Origin of the sequence: Mannheimia cairinae, assembly GCF_028649535.1 — a bacterium.
In the GTDB taxonomy this organism is placed as follows: domain Bacteria; phylum Pseudomonadota; class Gammaproteobacteria; order Enterobacterales; family Pasteurellaceae; genus Mannheimia; species Mannheimia cairinae.
In genome coordinates this window covers 224,594-247,416 of record NZ_JAQSJE010000004.1, presented here as the reverse complement: position 1 = coordinate 247,416, position 22,823 = coordinate 224,594, and the positions used below count along the sequence as shown (strand labels likewise).

General features: G+C 36.4%; 20 protein-coding genes. 11 read left to right on the top strand and 9 right to left on the bottom strand.

Translation table 11 applies throughout. From position 1 onward, the window contains the following. Nucleotides 1–243: 243 nt before the first annotated feature. Nucleotides 244–2,202, bottom strand: a complete 1,959-nt coding sequence (gene recD, locus PTQ27_RS05855; protein WP_273747846.1) for an exodeoxyribonuclease V subunit alpha — start codon at nucleotides 2,200–2,202, stop codon at nucleotides 244–246. Between the two features lie 121 nt (nucleotides 2,203–2,323). Here recD and alr point away from each other — a divergent pair, with 121 nt between their 5' ends. Next, complete coding sequence (alr, locus tag PTQ27_RS05850; protein ID WP_273747845.1) at nucleotides 2,324–3,448, top strand: alanine racemase; 1,125 nt, start codon at nucleotides 2,324–2,326, stop codon at nucleotides 3,446–3,448. A 76-nt stretch (nucleotides 3,449–3,524) separates the two neighbouring features. On the opposite strand, the gene sodA is transcribed toward alr, so the two are convergent. Further along, entirely contained in the window at nucleotides 3,525–4,166 is a 642-nt protein-coding gene (gene sodA / locus PTQ27_RS05845) for a superoxide dismutase [Mn] (protein WP_273747844.1), read from the bottom strand. Between the two features lie 373 nt (nucleotides 4,167–4,539). Between sodA and thrA the strand changes: the two genes are divergently transcribed. Continuing rightward, complete coding sequence (gene thrA, locus PTQ27_RS05840; RefSeq protein ID WP_273747843.1) at nucleotides 4,540–6,996, top strand: bifunctional aspartate kinase/homoserine dehydrogenase I; 2,457 nt, start codon at nucleotides 4,540–4,542, stop codon at nucleotides 6,994–6,996. After that, the gene (gene thrB / locus PTQ27_RS05835; RefSeq protein ID WP_273747842.1) at nucleotides 6,996–7,943 is read left to right on the top strand and encodes a homoserine kinase; all 948 of its coding nucleotides are present in this window, start codon (nucleotides 6,996–6,998) and stop codon (nucleotides 7,941–7,943) included. Before thrA ends, thrB begins: the two co-directional genes overlap by 1 nt. A 207-nt stretch (nucleotides 7,944–8,150) precedes the next feature. Here the strand turns inward: thrB and artM are convergent, their stop codons facing one another. The 4 genes from artM to artP are packed head-to-tail and all read right to left on the bottom strand — an operon-like array spanning nucleotide 8,151 to nucleotide 10,986. Beyond that, nucleotides 8,151–8,834 carry an arginine ABC transporter permease ArtM gene (artM, locus tag PTQ27_RS05830; protein WP_273747841.1) on the bottom strand — a complete coding sequence of 228 codons (684 nt, stop codon included), beginning with the start codon at nucleotides 8,832–8,834 and terminating at the stop codon, nucleotides 8,151–8,153. After that, nucleotides 8,834–9,505, bottom strand: a complete 672-nt coding sequence (artQ, locus tag PTQ27_RS05825; RefSeq protein ID WP_273747840.1) for an arginine ABC transporter permease ArtQ — start codon at nucleotides 9,503–9,505, stop codon at nucleotides 8,834–8,836. Before artQ ends, artM begins: the two co-directional genes overlap by 1 nt. After that, entirely contained in the window at nucleotides 9,505–10,230 is a 726-nt protein-coding gene (locus tag PTQ27_RS05820) for a lysine/arginine/ornithine ABC transporter substrate-binding protein (RefSeq protein ID WP_273747839.1), read from the bottom strand. The genes artQ and PTQ27_RS05820 overlap by 1 nt, the downstream gene beginning before the upstream one ends. Nucleotides 10,231–10,251: 21 nt before the next feature. Beyond that, on the bottom strand, nucleotides 10,252–10,986 hold the full coding sequence (gene artP, locus PTQ27_RS05815; protein WP_273747838.1) for an arginine ABC transporter ATP-binding protein ArtP: 735 nt from the start codon (nucleotides 10,984–10,986) through the stop codon (nucleotides 10,252–10,254). A 215-nt stretch (nucleotides 10,987–11,201) separates the two neighbouring features. Between artP and PTQ27_RS05810 the strand changes: the two genes are divergently transcribed. The 5 genes from PTQ27_RS05810 (at nucleotide 11,202) to folK (ending at nucleotide 16,284) form a co-directional block, all read left to right on the top strand. Continuing rightward, the gene (locus PTQ27_RS05810) at nucleotides 11,202–12,893 is read left to right on the top strand and encodes a protein-disulfide reductase DsbD (protein ID WP_273747837.1); all 1,692 of its coding nucleotides are present in this window, start codon (nucleotides 11,202–11,204) and stop codon (nucleotides 12,891–12,893) included. An 18-nt stretch (nucleotides 12,894–12,911) separates the two neighbouring features. After that, nucleotides 12,912–13,481: an elongation factor P hydroxylase gene (locus PTQ27_RS05805; RefSeq protein ID WP_273747836.1), complete on the top strand. Its 570-nt coding sequence runs from the start codon at nucleotides 12,912–12,914 to the stop codon at nucleotides 13,479–13,481. A 245-nt stretch (nucleotides 13,482–13,726) separates the two neighbouring features. Then, on the top strand, nucleotides 13,727–14,176 hold the full coding sequence (dksA, locus tag PTQ27_RS05800) for an RNA polymerase-binding protein DksA (RefSeq protein ID WP_273747835.1): 450 nt from the start codon (nucleotides 13,727–13,729) through the stop codon (nucleotides 14,174–14,176). 52 nt (nucleotides 14,177–14,228) lie between these two features. Beyond that, complete coding sequence (pcnB, locus tag PTQ27_RS05795; protein WP_434802830.1) at nucleotides 14,229–15,758, top strand: polynucleotide adenylyltransferase PcnB; 1,530 nt, start codon at nucleotides 14,229–14,231, stop codon at nucleotides 15,756–15,758. A 52-nt stretch (nucleotides 15,759–15,810) separates the two neighbouring features. Next, nucleotides 15,811–16,284, top strand: a complete 474-nt coding sequence (gene folK, locus PTQ27_RS05790) for a 2-amino-4-hydroxy-6-hydroxymethyldihydropteridine diphosphokinase (RefSeq protein WP_273747833.1) — start codon at nucleotides 15,811–15,813, stop codon at nucleotides 16,282–16,284. A gap of 2 nt (nucleotides 16,285–16,286) precedes the next feature. On the opposite strand, the gene PTQ27_RS05785 is transcribed toward folK, so the two are convergent. The 3 genes from PTQ27_RS05785 to PTQ27_RS05775 are packed head-to-tail and all read right to left on the bottom strand — an operon-like array spanning nucleotide 16,287 to nucleotide 20,010. After that, nucleotides 16,287–16,475, bottom strand: a complete 189-nt coding sequence (locus PTQ27_RS05785; RefSeq protein ID WP_273747832.1) for a YnbE family lipoprotein — start codon at nucleotides 16,473–16,475, stop codon at nucleotides 16,287–16,289. 10 nt (nucleotides 16,476–16,485) lie between these two features. Continuing rightward, nucleotides 16,486–19,191, bottom strand: coding sequence for a YdbH family protein (locus tag PTQ27_RS05780; RefSeq protein ID WP_273747831.1), 2,706 nt, complete (start codon nucleotides 19,189–19,191; stop codon nucleotides 16,486–16,488). A 3-nt stretch (nucleotides 19,192–19,194) separates the two neighbouring features. Then, entirely contained in the window at nucleotides 19,195–20,010 is an 816-nt protein-coding gene (locus tag PTQ27_RS05775; RefSeq protein WP_273747830.1) for an HI_1241 family integral membrane domain, read from the bottom strand. A 91-nt stretch (nucleotides 20,011–20,101) separates the two neighbouring features. On the opposite strand from PTQ27_RS05775, the gene gloA reads away from it, so the two are divergent. From gloA to PTQ27_RS05760, 3 genes are all read left to right on the top strand, one after another. Further along, a complete protein-coding gene (gene gloA, locus PTQ27_RS05770; RefSeq protein ID WP_273747829.1) occupies nucleotides 20,102–20,509 on the top strand; it encodes a lactoylglutathione lyase in 408 nt (135 codons plus the stop codon). A gap of 94 nt (nucleotides 20,510–20,603) precedes the next feature. Then, nucleotides 20,604–21,281, top strand: coding sequence for a ribonuclease T (gene rnt / locus PTQ27_RS05765; protein WP_273747828.1), 678 nt, complete (start codon nucleotides 20,604–20,606; stop codon nucleotides 21,279–21,281). A gap of 308 nt (nucleotides 21,282–21,589) precedes the next feature. Then, nucleotides 21,590–22,816 (top strand): serine/threonine transporter, encoded by a 1,227-nt coding sequence (locus PTQ27_RS05760; RefSeq protein WP_273747827.1) that lies wholly within the window; start codon nucleotides 21,590–21,592, stop codon nucleotides 22,814–22,816. Nucleotides 22,817–22,823 lie beyond the last annotated feature (7 nt).

Below are 22,823 nucleotides of genomic sequence, written 5' to 3'. Positions count from 1 at the left end.
AAGACTTCAAGTTTTAAAATATATTTTTAAACAAAGTCAATCAACAAGTGCCCACACAGATTGTCTGATAAATTGTTAAAGAACAAAAAAGAACGACGCACTGTATTTAAACTTATTCACAACAGTGCGTCGTTGTGTGGGGTGCATTATACGGAAATACGAAATGCTTGCAAGTGTTTTTTGTAAAAATTTGTAAAAAATTTATCGCTTGTTTATTTTAAAAACAAACTGCTTATTTCATTATCAAAAAACGCTATTTAATTGTGCTTTTAAACCGCTTTGACGTTGAATTCTAGTCTTAACCGCATTTTCCCATATTTTTTTGCTACCAAAGAGAGTAAATTTTTTACTTGCTCGGGTAATTGCGGTGTAAACAAGCTCTTTTGTTAATACTGGTGACGACTCTAGCGGTAAAATTAGCAAAGTATGTTCAAATTCTGAACCTTGTGATTTATGCACGGTCATTACATAACTTACCTCATATTGCGGAATTTGGCTTAATGGCAAATTAAGATATTCATTAGTATGCTTATCTTTCTTATCAAAATAGGCTCTTGGCTCGCTATTTTCATTGACTAATATAATGCCAACATCGCCACTTGATAGCCTTTCGCTATTTTCGGTAATCAAGATCGGTTTTCCAATATAGCGATCCCAACTATGATTAAATCGTATAAGCCCACTATTACGTAATGCCTCGGCAATTCGCTGATTTAATCTCTCAACACCTAGCTCACTAACCCTCAATGCTGATAAAAATCGCACTTTTTGAAAAGATAGGAAAATTTCAGCTATATCTATGCTTGCCGGATCTCGCTCACGTTTTTGTACTAACTCTAGATATTCTCTATAGTGTTCTACCGCTTTTTGAATCACTAAATTAGCCGTTTGTTCTATCCAGCTTGCTTTATCATTAAATTGAGCACTTTCCGCATAACCAATAAGATCTAAATCTTGATGCTGTGAAATGATCTCCCAAGAATCTCTTTGTTGCTCATTTACTGCTTGTGCTAAGCGGAAGATCCCAGAGTTTTTATCGAAACGTTGGCTTTCTCGCAAATGGCAAAGAGAATCACAAATGGGCATTGTATGAGGGCTTGTATCTAATTGATAATTTGCGACCGCTTGTAAATATTCAATATGTTCTTGGCTGTAACCTAATGTGGAGAACTCGCCTAATTCCCCCATAATTGCCCCAGCTTCAACGGAGGCTAGCTGATCTTTATCGCCTAATATGATTAAACGAGTATCGGCTCGAATTGCTTGAATAAGTTTATCCATAAGAGATAAATCGATCATCGAGGCTTCATCCACCACAAGCAGATCATAATGCAATGGATTTTGCTTATTATATTTCGCTTTATCGCTTAGCGGTCTTAGCCCTAATAATCGGTGAATCGTTTTTGCCTGTTTAGGAATATGCTCACGCACTTCCTGCTCTTTTTCATTTAAAAAGGAAAGATTAAGAAAGCTCAAGTTTTTCTCAATAGGTTCTTCCATTCGTGAAGCTGCTTTCCCCGTTGGAGCCACTAATGCAATATTTAAGTATGGGCGATTTTGCTGTAAACATTTGGTTTGTAAGGCGGCTAAAAGTTTAACAACAGTAGTCGTTTTTCCCGTTCCCGGCCCACCTGAAATCAAACAAAAAGATTTTCGCAGTGCTGTTGCAACTGCAATCTTCTGCCAATCAATACTCTCTTTTTGTTCAAATAATTTCTCTAAAATTGATTTATCTAAGTCCAGATTCTCATTTGTTATAGCTTTTGATGATGTCTCTGCCAAATAACTCGCTATATTATTTTCAGCTTGCCAATAGCGATAAAAATAAAGTAGCCCATTTTGAAACAACATTGGTGAGACTTTTTCAGGTTTATTGCTAAAAGCAATATGATCGTCTAGCGTTTCTTGCCACGCAAGCGGTTGAATTTCTTCAATTTTTTGCAAAATTTGCGGTAATAGATGATGAGCTGAAGACTTCCCTTTCAACTCAAAAAGATTTGATAGCACTACAGAGTCCAAACGCAATGCAGTATGCCCTTGCCCAATATGGTAAGAAATCAGAGCTGAAAGCAACACTGCTAAATTTTTTTGTAATGGCGAATAAGGATATTCTTGTTGCTTATTATCAATAAGTTTTGCAAATTGATAATTCAAATCGGAAATAATCTTTTCTTGTTTTAATTCAAATAATAAATTCAGCATAATTTGCCCACCCCATACTTAATATTGAGCATACTAATATTTTTTTGTGTGATTTTCTAAAGTATTTTTTATTTTAGGCGTATAATTTACCCATTGTTAAATTGCAAATATATAGATAATTATGAAACCAGCTACAGCCACTATCAACAGCCAAGCATTACGCCACAATATTCAACTCATCAAATCTTTTGCTCCACAACAAAAATTATTAGCGATGATTAAAGCAAATGCTTACGGGCAAGGATTGTTGCCAGCTGCAGGAATGTTAGCCGATTTAGTTGATGGTTTCGGTGTTGCTCGTTTGCGTGAAGCATTAGAAATTCAAGAAACTGGCTATACAGGCAAAATTGTATTAGTTGAAGGCTTTTTTGATAAAGAAGAACTATTAAAAACCCTCTCTCGAAAATTCGATACCGTCATTCATAATATTGAGCAACTTGAATTACTAGAGCAAGTAGCTAAAGAGTGGGATACAGAGCAACAAAAAGGGTTTTGGAGCCGTAAAGCAAAAATTTATTTTCCAGTAAATATTTGGTTAAAAATTGATACAGGAATGCACCGTTTAGGTGTCCATCCTGAACAAGTTGATATGTTCATTGAGCGTTTAAAAAAATGTTCACTGGTAAATTCTATTAGTTTTGTGAGCCATTTTAGCCGAGCTGATGAACTAGATTGTGGCTATACGGAAAAACAAATTGCTGTTTTTGAGCAAGCAACTGATAAATATAAAGAACACGCTCGCAGTATATCTGCCTCAAGCGGGATTTTATATTGGAAACAAGCTCATTATGATTGGGTTCGCCCAGGCATTATTATGCACGGCATATCTCCTCATTACACTCCTATTACCGACTTAGGCTTTAAACCGGTAATGACCCTCTCTTCCTCACTTATTGCAGTTCGTACTCACAAAGCAGGTGAGCCTGTCGGTTACGGAGGAGCTTGGGTTAGCCCAAAAGATACAAAACTTGGCGTGATTGCAATGGGTTATGGCGACGGCTACCCTCGCAATGCTCCCGAAGGCACACCTGTTTTAATCAATGGCAGAATAGTGCCGATTGTCGGACGTGTTTCAATGGATATGCTAACCGTTGATTTAGGTACTGACTGCCAAGATAAAGTTGGCGATAAAGCCATTTTCTGGGGCGAGAATTTATTGATTGAAGAGGTAGCAAAACACATTGGCGTGATTAGCTACGAGCTGATTACCAAGCTCACACCTCGTGTTATTTTTGAATATAACTAAATAAAAAAATAGCGGTCATATTTTGCAAAAAGATTACAAAATATGGCCGCTTGTATTCTTATAGAATATCTATAACTTATTTCGCACAACCGCAAGTCGCTACTTTTTCTTCAAAACGACGAGCTGCTTCGTCCCAGTTTACTACATTCCAGAATGCTTTGATGTAGTCTGGACGGCGGTTTTGGTAATTTAAGTAGTAAGCGTGTTCCCACACATCTAAACCTAAAATCGGGTAGCCTGAAACACCTGCTACTTCTTTACCCATTAGTGGAGAATCTTGGTTTGCTGTTGAAACAACTGCTAATTTACCGTCTTCTGCAACTAACCAAGCCCAGCCAGAACCAAAACGTGTTGCTGCTGCTTTTTCAAATTCTGCTTGGAAGTTTTCTACAGAACCAAAATCACGTACGATTGCATCTTTTAATGCACCTTGTAAAGTAGTACCTGCTTTTAAACCTTTCCAGAATAAAGTGTGGTTTACGTGACCACCAACATTATTACGTACTGCAATACGTTTTTCTGCAGGCACTTGGCTTAAATCTTTAATTAGTGCACCTGGGCATTTTTCTAATAATTCAGGGTGAGCTTCTAATGCTGCATTTGCATTATTGATATATGCTTGGTGGTGTTTTGTATGGTGGATTTCCATTGTTGCTTTATCAAAATGTGGCTCTAATGCGTCATAAGAGTAGCCTAATTCCGGTAATGTGTATGCCATTTTTCTTTCCTCATTAAATAATAAAGGTTAATCACTCGATTTTTAGTTTAGCATTTTTTTGATCTAAAACAAGAAATCTGTTATCTAATATAGAACCTAATCTCAATTAGTGCGATAGGTAAAAGAGATGATGATAAAAAACGCAATTTTTAACAAAAAAAGATTGACAAAAGAAAGGCTTTCCCACATTCTCTTAGCTATTCATTCAATAGAGAAATTATCAATGTTTAATCTTGCAACTATTATGACAACCACGATTATCATTATGTCATCACATAATGCGGGTTAGTGTTGCTAAAAAACAGAATTCTAAGAACCCGCTACAAGCGGGTTTTTTTGTATAAAAATTTACAAATCTATATCAGGAGAAACTATGCGAGTTCTTAAATTTGGAGGCACTTCCCTTGCCAACCCAGAACGCTTTATACAAGCGGCAGATATTATTGAAAAAGCACATTTAAGCGATCAGGCCGCCGGTGTGTTATCTGCCCCAGCCAAAATTACTAATCACCTTGTCGCTATTGTAGATAAAGCTATCGCTGGCGATTCCTTTGAATCTAACCTTTCTGAAGCAACTGAAATTTTCCATAACATCATCAATGGCTTATATGAAGCCAACAATAATTTTGCTCGTGAAGCATTATTAGCTTTAGTCGATGCTGAATTAACTCAAATTCAGCAAGTTGCTGCAGATTCTGCGAAAACAAAATCACTTTCAGACGATGTTGCTGCAACTATTCATTGCCGTGGTGAAAAACTTTCCATTGCAATGATGCAAGCATGGTTTGAGGCAAAAGGTTATACCGTTACTCGCATCGATCCGGCTGAAAAATTATTAGCTCACGGAAGCTATTTAGAATCATCTGTCGATATTGCTGAATCAACCAAGCGCATAGATGCAAATTCTATTCCTAAACAAAATGTTGTGTTAATGGCTGGCTTTACTGCGGGGAATGAAAAAGGCGAACTGGTTTTATTAGGCCGTAATGGTTCAGACTACTCTGCGGCTTGCTTAGCAGCCTGTTTAAAAGCCGATGTTTGTGAAATTTGGACAGATGTAGATGGTGTTTATACTTGCGATCCTCGCTTAGTTGCCGATGCGGTATGCTTGGAATCGATGAGCTATCAAGAAGCGATGGAGCTTTCTTACTTTGGTGCGAAAGTGATTCACCCTCGTACTATTGGCCCATTAGTGCCATTAAATATTCCGTGCTTAATTAAAAACACTGGCAACCCTGAAGGTAAAGGCACGCTAATTGATGGTAATGTAGCAACCGATAATCTAAAAGTAAAAGGGATTACTAATCTTGATAACGTTGCAATGTTCAATGTTTCTGGCTCTGGAATGCAAGGAATGGTCGGTATGGCTGCGCGTGTGTTCTCAACAATGTCAAAAGCGGGTATTTCAGTTATTTTAATTACCCAATCTTCATCAGAATATAGTATCAGTTTCTGTGTACCGGCTAAATCGGCAGAAAAAGCATTAGTCGCATTAAATACCGAATTTGCTCAAGAATTAGCAGAAAACCAACTAGACCCAATTGACATTATTAAAGATTTATCCATTGTTTCTGTGGTAGGCGATGGTATGCGTACCGCAAAAGGGATTGCAGCACGTTTCTTCTCTGCTCTTGCTCAAGCAAATATTAGCATTGTTGCCATTGCTCAAGGTTCATCAGAGCGTTCAATTTCTGCCGTTGTACCATTAAATAAAGCGATTGAAGCAGTTAAAGCCACACATAAATCATTATTTAATAGTAAAAAAGTGGTTGATATGTTTTTAGTTGGCGTTGGTGGCGTTGGTGGCGAATTAATTGAACAAGTAAAGCAACAAAAAGAGTTTCTCGCAAAGAAGGATATTGAAATCCGAGTTTGTGCCTTAGCAAATTCGGACAAAATGTTACTCAATGAAAACGGTTTAAATCTTGACAACTGGCAGGAAGATTTAGAAAAAGCAATTCAACCATCAGATTTTGATGTATTGCTTTCATTTATTAAATTCCACCACGTCGTAAACCCAGTATTTGTAGATTGTACTTCAGCACAGTCGGTCGCCAATCTTTATGCTCGTGCATTAAAAGAAGGATTCCACGTTGTGACACCAAACAAAAAAGCAAATACATCAAGCTATGAATACTATTTAGAAATGCGTGAAAATGCCCGCCAAAGCCAACATAAATTCTTATATGAAACCAATGTTGGTGCAGGTTTACCGGTTATTGAAAACTTACAAAACTTGCTTGCCGCCGGTGATGAAGTAGAAAAATTTGAAGGTATTCTTTCAGGTTCACTCTCTTTTATTTTCGGCAAATTAGAAGAAGGTTTAACCCTTTCACAAGCAACATTACTGGCAAAAGAGAAAGGCTTTACCGAGCCAGACCCTCGTGACGATCTTTCAGGTGCGGATGTTGCCCGTAAACTTTTAATTTTAGCTCGTGAAACAGGCTTACCGCTTGAATTTGAAGATATTGAAATTGAAGGTGTATTACCACAAGGTTTCTCAGAAGGAATGACCCGTGATGAATTCTTGGAAGTATTACCGGAACTAGATGCAGAATTTAGTAAACGTGTTGAAGCAGCCAAAGCAGAAGGCAAGGTTTTACGTTATGTAGGTTCTATCACTGGCGACAAATGCCGTGTGGCGATTGAAGCAGTTGATGAAAACCACCCTTTATATAAAGTGAAAGATGGCGAAAATGCCCTTGCATTCTTAACCCGTTACTACAACCCAATCCCGCTACTATTACGTGGCTATGGTGCGGGTAACAGTGTAACCGCAGCAGGTATTTTTGCCGATATTCTACGTACTTTACAGGGAGGTGCTCACTAATGGCATTACGAATTTATGCACCGGCTTCCAGTGCAAATATTAGTGTTGGTTTTGACTCTTTAGGGGCAGTAATCTCCCCTATTGACGGTTCATTGTTAGGCGATGTAGTACAAATTGAAGACTGTGATCAAGCCTTTGAGCTTGAAAGTGCAGGCTATTTTGTACGTAAACTGCCTAAAGAGCCACAAAAAAACATTGTGTATCAAGCTTATGTGCTATTTAGTGAACGCTTAAAATTACGTGGTGGCAACGTTAAAAACCTACGTCTAACCCTTGAAAAAAATATGCCGATTGGCTCAGGTTTAGGTTCAAGTGCTTGTTCTATTGTGGCTGCTTTAGTCGCTTTAAATAAATTCCACCAAGAGCCTTTTTCAAAAATGGAGTTATTGGAAATGATGGGCGAATTAGAAGGGCGAATTTCTGGCTCAATCCACTATGATAACGTTGCTCCTTGCTACTTAGGTGGCTTGCAGTTAATGACACAATCGCTAGGTAATATTTGCCAGTCGTTGCCATTCTTCGATGAATGGTACTGGGTATTGGCATACCCGGGTGTTGAAGTTTCAACAGCAGAGGCTCGTGCTATTTTACCAAAAAGCTACACTCGCCAAGATATGATTCAACAAGCTCGCTATTTGGGTTCATTTGTTCACGCTTGCCATACACATCAAGATGTATTAGCAGCTACAATGATGAAAGACTTAATTGCCGAGCCTTATCGTGAAGATTTGTTACCTAACTTCCCAACTGTTCGCCAAGGCTGTAAAGATTTAGGTGCATTAGCCGTTGGTATTTCAGGCTCGGGCCCAACAATGTTTGCTATTGCCCCAGATTTAGAACACGCACAACGTTTAGTCACTTACTTAGAAAAAGAGTATCTGCAAAACAACGAAGGCTTTATTCATATCTGTAAAGTCGATAACCAAGGTGCAAGGGAGTTAAAATAATTTCTCTTGCATATAAAACAAGCGGCCGTATTTTGTAAAAAGTTTGCCAAATATGGCCGCTTTATATTCCTAAGCACCAAGTAGTCAGCTCTATATCTATAATAAAAAATGGTCAAAAATTAAATTAATCTTTGACCATTTTCACTCTTTATAAACCAGTAAATATTTGTAAGAACATTGTGAATGTTTCTCTAGTTCGCATCTTCATTAAGCTTTTTCTGCTTCAACACGTTCAAACGCTAGCACTTTGCTTTCAATTTTTCTTAAAATGATTGTCATAATTCCTGTAATTACAAGGTAGATGACACCTGCCATACCATAAATAGATAATGCATCATACTCTGTGCCATATAGTTGGCGAGCGTAGCCCATAATATCCATAATAGTGATAGTTGAGGCGAGTGATGTTCCTTTAAAGACTAAAACAATTTCATTGCTATAAGAGGGTAAAGCACGTTTTAGTGCATATGGCATTAAAATCTTCAGTGTATCTAAACGACTTAATCCTAATGCTGCACAAGTTTCCCATTGTCCTTTTGGAATAGCTTTAACTGCACCGTGGAATAATAATGTTGAATATGCTGTGCTATTAAGTGCTAATGCAAGCATTGCACAAAACCATGCATCTGATAGTAACACCCAAAGTGGGCCTTGGGTTATCCATTCAAACTGCCCTGGGCCACTATAGATTAGGAAAAATTGAATCAATAGCGGTGTGCCAGTAAATACTGTGATAAAACCATTAACTAGCCATTTTAGCGACCGGTTTTCTAAGGAAAGAATAAAAGTCAGAATAATCGCTAAAATAAATGCAATAATTAATGCCACAAAGGTAAGTTGGAGGCTTGTGCCAATCCCTTGTGAAATCTCAACTAAATAATCCCACAACATTAGGCAACTCCTCGCTCAAAACGGGTAAAACGAGCTTCTAACACTTTAATGATACGTTGGCTGATCAAAGTAATAGCTAGGTAAATTAAAGCAGCAATGCCATACCACGTAAAAGGTTGGTGAGTATTAGCATTAATTAGTTCCGATTGACGCATTAAATCATCAACACCAATTAACGAAACAAGTGCGGTATCTTTTAATAATACTAACCACTGGTTACTTAAGCCAGGTAAAGCGTGTCGCCAAACTTGGGGAAGAACAATGCGAACAAAAACCTGCCCTCTGTTTAAACCCAGTGCAGCACCTGATTCCCATTGTCCAACAGGAATAGCTTTAATTGCACCACGTAAAGATTGCGAAGCATAAGCTGCAAAAATAATCCCTAATGCAATAGAACCACACCAGAATGCATTTAGCTCTGCAAACTCATCTGTAATTAAGAAAATAACCTGAACAAGCCCAAAATAAATTAGGAATACCACCAAAATTTCAGGTAAACCACGTAATAAAGTGATCATTATCGTTGTAGGTTTACGCACACAAGCAATTTTGCTAGTTTCAAGCACAACAAAAATTATCGATAAAATCATACCGATAACAAGGCTTGCCAAAGCCACACCTAAGGTCATCAAGGTAGCTTTGGCAAGTAAATTAAGAAGATCTGCTGACATTATTTTCCAGACATCCAAGTATTATAGATTTGCTCATATTTGCCATTGGTTTTAATAGCGTCTAATGCACCATTTAATTTTTCAAGCAATTCTGTATTTGATTTATTTACGGCAATACCATAACCATTACCGAAAAAGGTTTCATCAACTACTTTTTCGCCAACGAAATCTAACTCTTGTTCTGTTTTTAACCATTCAGCTAAAACTGGAGTATCGCCAAATACCATATCAATGCGGCCATTTTTTAAATCTAATACCGCTGATTGTAAGCTTGCATAAGGTTTTAAGTTATATTGTTTCGCATTTTTATTTAAATATTGTTGGAAAGTTGTACCATTTTGTACCCCAACATTTTTTGCTGTTTCTGGTGTAAATTTGCCTTTTACTGCAACAAAACTGACAGAATTCTCTAAATATGGTTTAGTAAAAGAAACTTGTTTTTGACGAGCTTCCGTAATATCCATTCCTGAAATAATGGCATCAAAATTTTTGAATTTTAAGCCAGCAATTAAGCTATCAAATGATTGTGCTTTGAATTGGCATTTTGCTTTAAGTTCCTCACATAATGCATTTGCAATATCTACATCAAAACCAATTACTTCACCTTTTTCATTTGTCGTTTCAAAAGGTGCATAAGAAGGTTCCATTGCAAAAGTAATGGTTTCTTGTGCCGATGCTGACATTGTTGCGAATGCAATCGCAGAAGCTAAAAATAATTTTTTCATTGTATTAATCCTTCCTTTAAATTATTCAGAGTGAGATAAATATTGTGCAAATTGTTCGGTTTTTGGTTGTTCAAAACAACTTGCATCGCCTTGTTCAATAATAGAACCGTTTTCCATATAGACAACCTTTGTTGCCACTTTACGAGCTACACCAACTTCGTGTGTCACAATTACCTGAGTAATACCTGTTTGTTTAAGTTCTTTAATAATATCAACAACTTGGGCGGTAATTTCTGGGTCAAGAGCTGCAGTTGGTTCATCAAATAATAAAACCTGTGGTTGCATCATTAAAGCTCTGGCAATCGCCACACGCTGTTGCTGACCACCTGAAAGATGCAATGGAAAGCGCTCTGCAAATTCGCTTAAACGCAAACGCTCTAAATGCGTTTTAGCACGGGTAATTGCGTCTTCTTTACTCAGCCCCAATACTTTCATTGGTGCTTCAATTAAATTTTGCATTACTGTTAAATGTGGCCATAAGTGATATTGTTGAAATACCATACCCACTTCACGACGTAGCAGGTTAATCTCTTTAGTGTTCGCTTTTGCAGATAAATCAAACTTATGATTTGCAATTTCTAATGTGCCTGACTTTGGCACTTCCATTAAATTTAATGTACGAATTAGGGTACTTTTACCTGCACCACTTGGTCCTAATAAAACAACAGTATCGCCTTTTTCAATATCTAAATTAATGTCAAATAAGGCTTGGTTTGAACCATAAAAAAAATTGACATTTTGAATACGAATTGCCATTCGTTAAATCCTACTATACTTAAAATAATGAATGAATAGTAATTATTTTTGCATAACTATGCAATTCATTTTTTGCATAATTGCAATTTTTTTACAAAAAATAACCGCTTATTTAAAAGCTAAATGCGAAGCGGTCTAATTTGTTCAGAATTTTGCGATTTATTACGTTATAATTTGTCTAAATGTTTTTTTAAATAATAACCCTGTAAATAAATATGATTAAGTACCTTTTTTCATTTTTGGTTAGTATGCTAATAGTAATGCCCTCTTCTGCTAATCTATTTTCATCTAAACCCAAGTTTTTGCCAGCCGATCAGGCTTTTATTTTTTCTGCCGCCAAGCAAGAAAATGATATTGTCTTAAATTGGCAAATTGCCGAGGGGTATTATCTCTATAAAAAAGAAATTAACCTCGCAGCTAACAATGCGGAATTAGGTGGGGCGAAATTTCCCCAAGCAAAACCATATCAGGATGAGTTTTTTGGCGAAGTAGAAATTTTTGAAAACCAGTTACAAGTTATTCAGCCATTCTCTAATGCAGATGAAAATGCCTCTTTATCTGTTCGTTATCAGGGTTGCACCAAAGGGTTTTGTTATCCGCCAGAAACTGTTGAGCTTAAATTAGAGCAAATACAAGCGGTGGAAAAATCCCAAATTTTTGCAAAATCGGAACAAGATCAGCTAGCCGAAAATTTATCGCAAAATCGCTTTTCAATTTTCTGGTTCTTTGTACTTGGCTTAGGTTTAGCCTTTACCCCTTGTGTCTTGCCAATGCTACCTTTGCTTTCGGCTATTGTAATCGGCAATAAAAACCGCCCCTCCACCTCAAAAGCATTGTTATTAAGCATTACCTATGTGCAAGGAATGGCGGTAACTTACACTTTATTAGGCTTAATTGTGGCGGCTATCGGCTTACCGTTTCAGGTTGCACTACAAAGCCCACCTGTTTTAATTGGCTTATCTATCGTTTTTGTGATTTTAGCTTGCTCAATGTTTGGTTTATTTGAAATAAAATTGCCGAATGCTTGGCAACAAAAACTCAATGCAATGAGCCAAAAACAGCAAGGTGGGGCTTTTGGTAGCGTATTTTTAATGGGAATGATTGCAGGGCTTATTGCTTCGCCTTGCACTTCTGCCCCGCTTTCTGGTGCATTGCTTTATGTAGCACAAAGTGGGGATTTGCTCACAGGCGGTTTAGCCCTTTATTTGCTTGCTTTAGGAATGGGTATTCCGCTTATTCTCATTACTTTATTCGGTAATAAAATTTTACCAAAGTCAGGTGATTGGTTACTCAACGTCAAAACCGCATTTGGCTTTGTTATGCTTGCCTTACCGGTATTTTTATTAAGCCGTGTGCTACCAAGCCATTATGAGCCATTTTTATGGTCTGGGCTTGCGATTGCCTTTTTAATTTGGCTATTAAATACTATTCCCTCTAATTCTGTTATTAAGAAAGTAGTTAAAACTTTTTTATTAATCTTATTTGCGTTTGCAGCAAAGCCTTGGGTTGATTTAGTGTGGCAAGGCGAAAAAATGCAACTCCCTCAAGTTCAGCATTTAAGTTTGGAACCTATTCACTCTCTTGCAAATTTAGAAGAAAAATTGACCGCTTCCAAAGGCAAAAAAGTGATGCTCGATCTCTATGCCGATTGGTGTGTGGCTTGTAAGGAATTTGAAAAGTACACCTTTACCGATGCAAAAGTACAAGAAAAGCTCAGTGAAATGGTGGTGCTACAAGTCGATATGACCCATAACTCTGCTGAAAACAAAGCTCTGATGCAACATTTTAATATCTTAGGTTTGCCGACCATTTTATTTTTTGATGAAAATGGCAATGAACTAACCTCTTCAAGAGTAACGGGCTTTTTGAACGCAGATAAATTCCTAGATTGGCTGAATAAATTATAGATAAATAAAGGATCTTAAATGAATCAAGAAAATCATAAAATTGAAGATATTATTCGTATTTTTGATAACTGCTTTGCAACAGAATATAACACTCGCCTAGAAAAAGGCGGTGATTACCCGATTTATTTGCCAGCCTTTTGCGATGAAGACGGGGTGAAAAGCGAAAGAGATTATAACGTAATTTTATTTGCCCACGGCTATTACAGCAGTGCATTACACGAAATTTCACATTGGTTGGTAGCAGGCGAAGCTCGCCGTAAATTAGAAGATTTTGGCTATTGGTATGAGCCTGACGGGCGTTCTGCCGAACGCCAACGTGAATTTGAAAGCGTAGAAGTAAAACCACAAGCGATTGAATGGGTACTCGCCACCGCAGCCGGTTTCCGCTATTTTGCGAGCGCTGACAATCTTTCTGGCAACCCAGGCGATAATTCTGCCTTTAAACAAGCGGTTTACGAGCAAGTAAAAATTTATGCCGAGCGAGGCTACTTGCCAAAACGAGCTGAAATTCTGCGTAAAGCCTTATGTGAATTTTACGGCACGGAAGATAAAATTGATTTGAGCCACTTTGATATTGCGAAAATTTAATTTATAAATCCTATTTGAACAAATTTATGGCCATCAGTTGAAAGGTTATTTCCTAAAATAAGTCAAATACAGTGCAAAAATTTATAAATTCATTTGCTTATTGCCTAAATTTTATGGTATTTATAGCCGCTCATTGCGAAGAGCCTAAAAAGCTTTATTTAAAACAACCAAGTAAAGTAATTAGGGCGATGTTCTAAGCGATAATAATTCCAACAATGAAAATTCCCAAACAAGGAGTATAATCTATGACTCAAGTGGCTAAAACCACATCTCTAGGTTTATTAGCGTTAGCTGGCGTTAAGCCTTATGAGCCTAAAAAAGACGAAGAATATATGAATGAGGCTCAACGTGAGCATTTCACTAAAATTCTTAAAGCTTGGCATAGTCAAATTATGGAAGAAGCTGAACGAACAAAAAGTCAGTTACAAGAAGATATGACAAACTTCGCTGACCCGAATGATCGTGCAAGCCAAGAGGAAGAGTTCAGTTTAGAATTACGTAACCGTGATCGTGAACGTAAGTTATTGAAAAAAATTGAACAAACATTGTATAAAATTCAAGAAGATGATTATGGCTTCTGTGAAACTTGTGGCGTAGAAATCGGCATTAAACGCTTAGAAGCTCGCCCAACAGCTGACTTATGTATTGATTGCAAAACATTAGCTGAAATTCGAGAAAAACAGTTAGGGTTATAATCAACTTTATACAATGCCTCTTTTTTAAGAGGCATTTACTATTTAGAGGTGTATTATTTTTAAGTATATTAAGTCTTTGTTTTCTAAGCCTAAAAAACCTAGAGCTGAAAACGAAAAACAGGCAAATGTGGCAAAACCAGAAAAAATTTCTCATACAAAACGCCAAAAGCCTAAACTAGCCGAGCAACAAAGCACAAAAAGATCTGCACGAAAAGGTCAGTCTGATGTGCCTTCTCATCTTGTGCATAAAAAATTCACGGTTAATGCTTCACACTATAACATTACCCCAAAAAACTTCCCTAAAAATGCACTTTCTATCGTAGATAAGTTGCATTTAGCAGGCTATGAAGCCTATATTGTTGGGGGCTGTATTCGTGATTTACTGCTTGGGAAAAAACCAAAAGATTTTGATATTGCAACCAATGCTCGTCCTGAAGAGATCCAACGTATTTTTGGCAGACAATGCCGTTTAATTGGTCGCCGTTTCCGTTTAGCTCATATTGTTTATGGACGTGAAATTTTTGAAGTTGCGACTTTTAGAGCAGGGCACGAATCGCATAGCAATGATAAAATATCAAAAGTTAGTGATGAAGGAATGTTATTGCGTGATAACGTTTATGGCTCATTAAGAGATGATGCCCAACGTCGTGATTTTACAGTAAATGCCCTATATTACGATACAAAACGCAACTTAATCTTTGATTTCTTTAACGGTATTGATGATTTAAAAGCAGCTAAACTTGTATTAATTGGTGAGCCTGCAGTTCGCTATCAAGAAGATCCAGTAAGAATGCTACGAGCCATTCGCTTTATGGCAAAGCTAGATATGTTCTTAGATAAAGCAACCGCTACGCCTATTCGAGATATGGCTCCTTTACTTGCCAATATTCCAGCAGCTCGTTTATTTGATGAATCATTAAAATTATTGCAATCAGGACAAGGTTTTAAGACCTATCAATTATTGCGTGATTATGAGTTATGGCATTTTTTATTCCCAGTATTAACACCATTCTTCACTCAAAATGGCGACTCTTATGCTGAGCGAATGATTGAAAAAGCCTTAAATTCAACAGATGATCGTATTGCAGATAAATTACCAGTTAATCCTGCCTTTTTATTTGCGGCACTACTTTGGTATCCATTACGAGAGAAAATGGAGCAACTAAAAAATGAAGGTGGTTTTAATAGCCACGATGCAATGATGTTAGCCGCAAACGATATATTAGCTGATAGTTGCAAAGCGATTGCTTTACATCGTCGTCATACTGCTGTTATTCGTGATATTTGGGCATTGCAATTCCAAATGATGAAACGCTCTGGTAATCGTCCACAACAAACGTTAGCACATATTAAATTCCGAGCCGGGTTTGATTTATTAGTAATGCGAGCTGAAATTGAAGGTGGCGATTTAATTGAGCTTTCGGCTTGGTGGCACGAATATCAATTTAGTAATGATGGGCAACGTAGTGAATTATTAAAATCGGTGCGTCATTTGCCAAATATTCAGGCTGATCAAAAGAAAAAACGTCGTCGCAGAACATTTCGTAGAAAACCCAAAGCGACGAAAAAAGCAGTAGAATAATATTTTTATTAGCACGCATTTTTTATGCGTGCTTTTTTACGATAGGAACCTTATGAAAACCGTTTACATTGCTCTAGGCTCAAACCTAAATAACCCGCTTGAACAACTTAAACAAGCGGTTGAAAATCTTAAAAAATTTGCAATTAATTTAGAGGTTAGTTCTTTTTATGGTTCAAAACCTGTTGGGCCGCAGGATCAACCCGATTATGTCAATGCAGTGGCGAAGTTTAAAACCGAGTTATCGCCTATCGAGTTGTTAGATAAACTTCAAGCCATTGAAAACCAACAAGGGAGAGTACGCTTACGTCGTTGGGGAGAACGCACCCTTGATTTGGATATTATTTTATACGGCAACGAACAGATTAATTCTGAGCGATTAACTGTTCCGCATATTGAGATGAGAAATCGAGAATTTGTAATTGTACCATTGTATGAATTAAGCCCTGATTTAGTCTTACCTACTGGCGAGCATTTAGTTGATCTTTACCAACAATTTAAAGATCATCAAATGTTTATTTTTAACTAACTCTATTGTTTGCTTTTATTCTCTTTTGTTTGGATCACCGCTCTAGATCTTTCATCCATTTTGACATCAATGCGGTGATCCACCACTACATTCATATTAATTGTAATACCTTCTGAGGGTGTTTCTAGCTGAATTTTGGGTGTACAGGCGGTTAAATTTATCAATAATATTACAAAACTAAGTGCTTTCATTCTTTTTCCATTATTCTAATTTTTGGTAGAGATAATTTTCTAATTTCTGTTCAAATTGTGAACCATAATTAATAAGCTTCCATAAATCAAACATATTTTCTTGATGATTATAGTTTAAGTTTACTTTCGATTTTCCTTCATTAGACTGCAAAGCTAATTTACCGTTTAATACTAAATCACCTGTCGGGCCGACATTAATTAAGCTTCTAAAATCGGTAATAGTGCTTTTATCTACAAGATGTAACAAAATTTGCTCAGTATAACCACTCATTGCCATTGCTTTTAATAAATCAGGTGTAAAAGTAAGATATGAAGTTTCTGCTTGTGTTAATAAGCCATCACAAATATAACAAGGTTTTCCACTTAGCCAAAAAGGAAAGGTTGCATTTGCTTTGCCTGTCAATTCTATTTGTTGATATTGTAAAAACGAAAGAATTTTCTCAAAATCCATCTGCTCTAAATTTAAGTAGGCTAACTCAGTTTGAGGCAATGCAAAACGTTTAACATTTAACCTTCCACCAAACAAACCAAAAGATAATTCATTTAAATTAAGAGGCTTGCTTTTAGTGTAGGGGTAATACCCGTTTATTTTCATTGTTGCATTATCTAGCAGTAAATCGCCTAGCTTAATTTGAGCAATATTCACTGTAATTGGTTTTTTAGCACCAAAATTAAAAATTCCATTTTGATAGCGATAAGGTAATGAAAATTCAATGCCTATAGCTTCCCCACTTGGCAAAGAAATGCCGCCATTTCTAATAGCTAAATGTCCACCGGCAACAAAACCATTTTTGATACTTGCACTAAAAGCGGTTTCGCCTCGAATTGTACCTTGTTTAATTATCCATTGGCTACGAAATGGAAAAAGTGGCTGGAAGCCATCTGCCGATTGTTCCGGCCAATATAATTTACCAATAATTTGGCTAGCTTCTGCCGTTAATTGACGGCGAGCAAAAAGTCTTAATGGCCCAAGCTCGCTGGTATTAATGATCCCTTTAAAATTAAGGTTTTCTACATTGCCATTAAAAGCAAGTTTAGCTTCTGGTTTTGGTAATGTTCCACCGTAGCTAAATTTAATTTCTGGCGATTTTAAGCTAACCTCGCCATTTAAGGTTAATTTTTGCGTATCAAATTTAATTATTTCATTTAAGGCTAATTCTGTTTTAGGAATTGTAGTCCCTTCAAGCTTTACTTCCGACAGATTACCAATAAATTCAGTAAGCGAAATCTTATTAGCGTGCCACTGCCCTCTTCCACTTAAATTAATTTTACTCTGAAATGCTTTTAGGTTTGAGCTTCCCCAAATTCGCCATTTCCAACTATCTTCAATAGCGTCTTCTGCCACTGCTTTTTGAAATAGATCCGAAGTACCTACTTTAAAATTATGTGCATATCCATCTAAATGAAAATTGATCTTTTCAAAATCTGGGCTTTCGCCTTTCAAAATAGCTTGTAAGCGTCCGTGTACACCATATTTATCTACACGAATCCCAGCAAGTGGAAAACGTAGATCTTCAATCGTCAAATAACGTTCTTTACCAGTTATCCTAAGTAATGAACTAGGTAAAAATCTAAGCGTTAAATCATCAAATTCCCCCTGAAAATCAAGAGGAATACTACTATATAAAATAAAATTTCCGTGTTTAATATTTCCAGTTAGCCTAAGAGGTAAATTTAAACTATTTTCCGTAATTTCACCCTCTTCATTGGAAATAACAATATTGCCTTTTCCCCATTCATTTTGAGAAAGTAAGCTAAAGCGTAAGGCCGTTTTTAATGGGAAAAAACTCTTTTGTTCAATACTGTTAGGTGTAAATTTTGCATTCACAAAACCGTGGAAAGGAAATGTTTTTGTTAAACTCCAATCAAAGCGGCCTTGCTTTATCTCTAAGCTTTCGCCATCAAAAATAAAAGGAAAATTGAATTTATCTTCTGGCGAATCTGTTAAATAAAGCAGCCAATTTCCTTCAAATACAGAACCCTCATTACTTTGCCATTCAATGGTCGAAACACCCTTTTGTAAGCTTTTATTACTTACAATCTCTTCAGGTAATTGCCATTGATATTCAGCCGAAAAATGGGGAGGCAGTTGCATAAAATTATCATTAATCTCAGCCGATAACTTAATGAAATGTTGTTCTGTTTCACTGGGTTGATAAGTGAGTTCTGACTTAAGCTGCCCATTTGCAACATTTAAGAAAAACTCAACCGCTTGTTGCTGTAAAGAGGCATTAATCTGCCCTTTAAATAGTGAAAGTTTTAATTCTGTTGAATGCTCTAGTAACGTCCTTGCTCTTAAATTTAGTGTGGTAGGAAGATTTAGCCAATTTAATTTATGGATGATAGCCTCGCCATCTGGAATCACGGCTAATAATGCATTTAGAGAAGTAGCAGAATGGGTGTCTTCTGTTTGAGGGAAAAGTGATAAACACTCATAATCAATAGTTACACTATCAATAGATAAGCGATTCTGTTCAATCCAAGTTAGTGCGGTATTATCTACGCTTACAAGCGGGCAATCTTGATAAGAGAGTTTAAATTGTGAGAGTGAAGAACCTTGCCAGCCTAACTTAACACCTTGTGGTAATTGTACTTTCCAGTCTTTAGGTAAAATCCAATTAATAGTTGTCGCAAGCTGGGCATTAGACATTAAAAAAGCGGTCACTACAATAAAAATTGCAATAATCCCTCCAATAATCGTTAATGCCCTTTTCATAAATTAGATCACATTAGTAAATGGATACAGAATTGCTAAGAAAGTCGCAACAGTCCAAGCGGTCGGATTTTTAATATTTTTACCTAATAGCAACCAAGCCAGCATTGATAAAATCACAAACTGCCCTGCAAAATAAATAAAAAATGGCATTACTGACATTTCAGGCATAATTTGTAAATGTTGATAAAGCACAAATGCAGTCCAAAAATAATTTAAGACTAAAACAATAATTGCCAGTTTTACTAATAATTTAAGAAATTGCTCTAAACGGCTACGAGCCAACATCAAATACCAACCAGCTAATAAAATACCTAATAGAATTTGAGCAAAATTATTCGCACGAATACCGTTAAACAGTGAAGGTAATTCAAACCAATAAATCGCCAAATATTGAATCATTCCAATAGCAACAATGGCAAAACCGCAATACATCAAAGTATTATATAAAGCCTCATCTTCAGGCAGACGGAAATAAATTAAGCAAAAGAATATTGCTGCAATGCCAGCAACTGCCATAGGATTATGTTTTGGAGTAAAACCGAGTGAATAGATAAAATTGCCAATAGCAAAAATAAGTAAAAATGGCAAAATAAAGGTTAAACGGCTACTTTGCCCACGGCAGATTTCGCCTTTCCATAACACGATAAAACTAATTAACCCAGTAATGAAAATGGTCAATAAATAAGGCGAGATAAAAATACTATTTGCAGGGGCTGCATAGAAATTTAATGCCATTTGAATAAAAAGCATCAATACCATTGGCAAGGCAGCGTGCGTGCTAATTTCTAGTTTTGACGGCGTATCGTGATCGTGAGCCATAAATAATCCTAAAAAATTTAAAGAAAAATGATTTTGAAGCCAGATTATGCCATAATATCAACCGTTTTTTAACTGTAAGAAGGAGTGAACTATGCGAATTTTGCATACTATGTTACGTGTGGGTGATTTAGAACGTTCAGTTAAGTTCTACACTGAAGTTCTAGGAATGCGTTTATTACGCAGAAGTGAAAATGAACAATACAAATATTCATTAGCATTTTTAGGCTATGCTGATGAAAGCGAAAGTGCTGTTATTGAATTAACCTACAACTGGGGTGTAGATAAATATGAGCTAGGTACTGCTTATGGTCATATTGCTTTAGGCGTAGATGATATTTATGCAACTATCGAATCTATTCGTGCAGCAGGCGGTAAAATTACTCGTGAGCCAGGCCCTGTTCTTGGTGGCACAACAGTCATTGCTTTTGCTGAAGATCCGGATGGTTATAAAATTGAATTTATCGAAAATAAAGATGCAAAAGCAGCATTAGGAAATTAATTTCCACCTTATTGACAAGCGGTCAGATTTGTTTGGAAATTTGCAAAAATTTTGGCAAATCAGACCGCTTGTATTTTTAATTGAAAAGAAGAAAATGGAAAATACAGTAGAACAAACCGACTATACATTACTAAAGAATCGCTTTCGTGGCTATTTGCCTGTGGTTATTGATGTGGAAACGGCAGGTTTAAATGCACAAACTGATGCTCTATTAGAGCTTGCCGCCATTACAGTAAAAATGGATGAGAATGGTTATTTAGTCGCTGATCAAAAATGCCATTTCCATATCAAACCTTTTGAAGGGGCAAATATTAATCCTGAATCGTTAAAATTTAACGGCATTGATATTGATAACCCGTTGCGAGAGGCTGTTTCTGAAAATGTGGCTATTCCTGAAATGTTTAAAATGGTGAGGCGAGCGATGAAAGATCAAGGTTGCCAGCGTGCGGTTATTGTCGCTCATAACGCAGGTTTTGATCAGGCATTTATGCAGGCAGCTATTAAGCGTATTAATGCAAAGCGTGATCCTTTCCACCCTTTTGCAATGTTTGATACTGCAAGTCTTGCAGGCCTTATGTATGGGCAAACGGTATTGGTTAAAGCGTGCCAAATGGCAAAAATTGAATTTGATGGCAAACAAGCTCATTCAGCACTGTATGATACTGAAAAAACAACCGAATTATTTTGTGCAATGGTGAACCGTCTAAAAGATTTAGGTGGCTTTCCATTACTTCCTGCAGAAAGTAATAACATTCCAGAAAACGATAACTAAATAAAGATTTTGCATTAAGGGCTGATGAGTTTTATCTCTCTATCAGCCCTTAATTTTTTTAGATTATTCAAGCCCGAATTCGCAGTATAAATAATAAATAGAAAATATTTCCATACACAATAAATAACTATATTTCTTTGATTTATGTAAAATATTTAACCATTTGAATATTTAATGCCCATACAAAAAACTATTTTTTATAGTTTTGTTAGTTAATTCACAAAATTAAAATAATTTAATTGTATTGTTTACTCAAAAGCGTAGCATACCCTTGCTTTAATTAATTTTAATAATAAAAGGAGACGACTATGGCTACGCCATCTCAACGCTTTTCAATTACTTGGGTGCTTAATTTATTTGGTACTGCAGTAGGTGCTGGCGTTCTATTTTTACCAATTAATGCTGGTATGGGTGGATTTTATCCATTAATCATTATGGTTTTACTTGTTGGCCCTATGACTTATTTAGCTCATAGAGGATTAACTCGCTTTGTCTTATCATCTCAACATAAAGGGAGCAATATTACAGAGGTTGTGCGTGAACACTTTGGTGAAAAAGCAGGTAAATTAATTACTCTGCTTTATTTTTTTGCTATTTTCCCAATTCTATTAATTTATGGTGTTGGTATCACAAATACCGTTAATTCATTTATGGAAAATCAGCTTCATATTGCACCGCCTCCAAGAATGATTCTGTCATTAGTATTAATTGCTGCAATGATTGGGGTAATGTTATTAAGTGAACAAGTAATGCTTAAAATTACAACCTGCTTAGTTTATCCGTTAGTCTTCATCTTATTTGGCTTATCTATTTATTTAATCCCTCATTGGAATGGAGCAGCATTGCAGCAGGTTCCAACAACAAGTGATTTTTTAACTACACTTTGGCTAACCATTCCTGTATTGATATTTGCTTTTAATCATTCACCAGCTATATCATCTTTTGCTCTTTCTCAACAAAAATATTACCAAGATACTGATAAAGCAGAACTTGAATCAAGAAAAGTATTACGTTCAACAGCATTAATTTTAATGCTATTCGTAATGTTTTTTGTGTTCAGTTGTGTATTAACACTGACTCCTGAAGAGTTAGCAGAAGCTAAAGTACAAAACATTTCAATTTTATCTTATCTTGCCAATAAATTTGATAATCCAATCATTTCATATTTTGGCCCATTGGTTGCATTTTTAGCGATTGGTAGCTCATTCTTCGGACACTACCTAGGGGCTCGTGAAGGCTTGGAAGGTTTAATCAATCAAATGCGTGAACACCCTATCGAGCCAAATAAATTCCGTAAAATTACTGCGGTCATCTTTTTAGTTATCTTATGGATTGTAGCAACAATTAACCCAAGTATTTTAGGCTTTATCGAAAGTTTAGGTGGTCCAATTATTGCGATGATTCTCTTTATTATGCCTGTTTATGCAGTATATACTGTACCTGCGTTAGCTCGTTTTAAAAATATATTCTCTAATGCATTTGTATTTATTATGGGTTGTATAGCTATTTCAGCAATAGTGTACGGACTGCTTTGATCCTAGT

Excerpts from the sequence above, each read along its gene's own strand:
- thrB (WP_273747842.1), top strand. The coding sequence starts at position 6,996 with ATGGCATTACGAATTTATGCACCGGCTTCCAGTGCAAATATTAGTGTT.
- artQ (WP_273747840.1), bottom strand. The coding sequence starts at position 9,505 with ATGTCAGCAGATCTTCTTAATTTACTTGCCAAAGCTACCTTGATGACC.
- PTQ27_RS05780 (WP_273747831.1), bottom strand. The coding sequence starts at position 19,191 with ATGAAAAGGGCATTAACGATTATTGGAGGGATTATTGCAATTTTTATT.
- recD (WP_273747846.1), bottom strand. The coding sequence starts at position 2,202 with ATGCTGAATTTATTATTTGAATTAAAACAAGAAAAGATTATTTCCGAT.
- sodA (WP_273747844.1), bottom strand. The coding sequence starts at position 4,166 with ATGGCATACACATTACCGGAATTAGGCTACTCTTATGACGCATTAGAG.
- artP (WP_273747838.1), bottom strand. The coding sequence starts at position 10,986 with ATGGCAATTCGTATTCAAAATGTCAATTTTTTTTATGGTTCAAACCAA.
- PTQ27_RS05805 (WP_273747836.1), top strand. The coding sequence starts at position 12,912 with ATGAATCAAGAAAATCATAAAATTGAAGATATTATTCGTATTTTTGAT.
- PTQ27_RS05810 (WP_273747837.1), top strand. The coding sequence starts at position 11,202 with ATGATTAAGTACCTTTTTTCATTTTTGGTTAGTATGCTAATAGTAATG.
- gloA (WP_273747829.1), top strand. The coding sequence starts at position 20,102 with ATGCGAATTTTGCATACTATGTTACGTGTGGGTGATTTAGAACGTTCA.
- PTQ27_RS05760 (WP_273747827.1), top strand. The coding sequence starts at position 21,590 with ATGGCTACGCCATCTCAACGCTTTTCAATTACTTGGGTGCTTAATTTA.
- rnt (WP_273747828.1), top strand. The coding sequence starts at position 20,604 with ATGGAAAATACAGTAGAACAAACCGACTATACATTACTAAAGAATCGC.
- folK (WP_273747833.1), top strand. The coding sequence starts at position 15,811 with ATGAAAACCGTTTACATTGCTCTAGGCTCAAACCTAAATAACCCGCTT.
- PTQ27_RS05820 (WP_273747839.1), bottom strand. The coding sequence starts at position 10,230 with ATGAAAAAATTATTTTTAGCTTCTGCGATTGCATTCGCAACAATGTCA.
- PTQ27_RS05775 (WP_273747830.1), bottom strand. The coding sequence starts at position 20,010 with ATGGCTCACGATCACGATACGCCGTCAAAACTAGAAATTAGCACGCAC.
- alr (WP_273747845.1), top strand. The coding sequence starts at position 2,324 with ATGAAACCAGCTACAGCCACTATCAACAGCCAAGCATTACGCCACAAT.
- PTQ27_RS05785 (WP_273747832.1), bottom strand. The coding sequence starts at position 16,475 with ATGAAAGCACTTAGTTTTGTAATATTATTGATAAATTTAACCGCCTGT.
- thrA (WP_273747843.1), top strand. The coding sequence starts at position 4,540 with ATGCGAGTTCTTAAATTTGGAGGCACTTCCCTTGCCAACCCAGAACGC.
- dksA (WP_273747835.1), top strand. The coding sequence starts at position 13,727 with ATGACTCAAGTGGCTAAAACCACATCTCTAGGTTTATTAGCGTTAGCT.
- artM (WP_273747841.1), bottom strand. The coding sequence starts at position 8,834 with ATGTTGTGGGATTATTTAGTTGAGATTTCACAAGGGATTGGCACAAGC.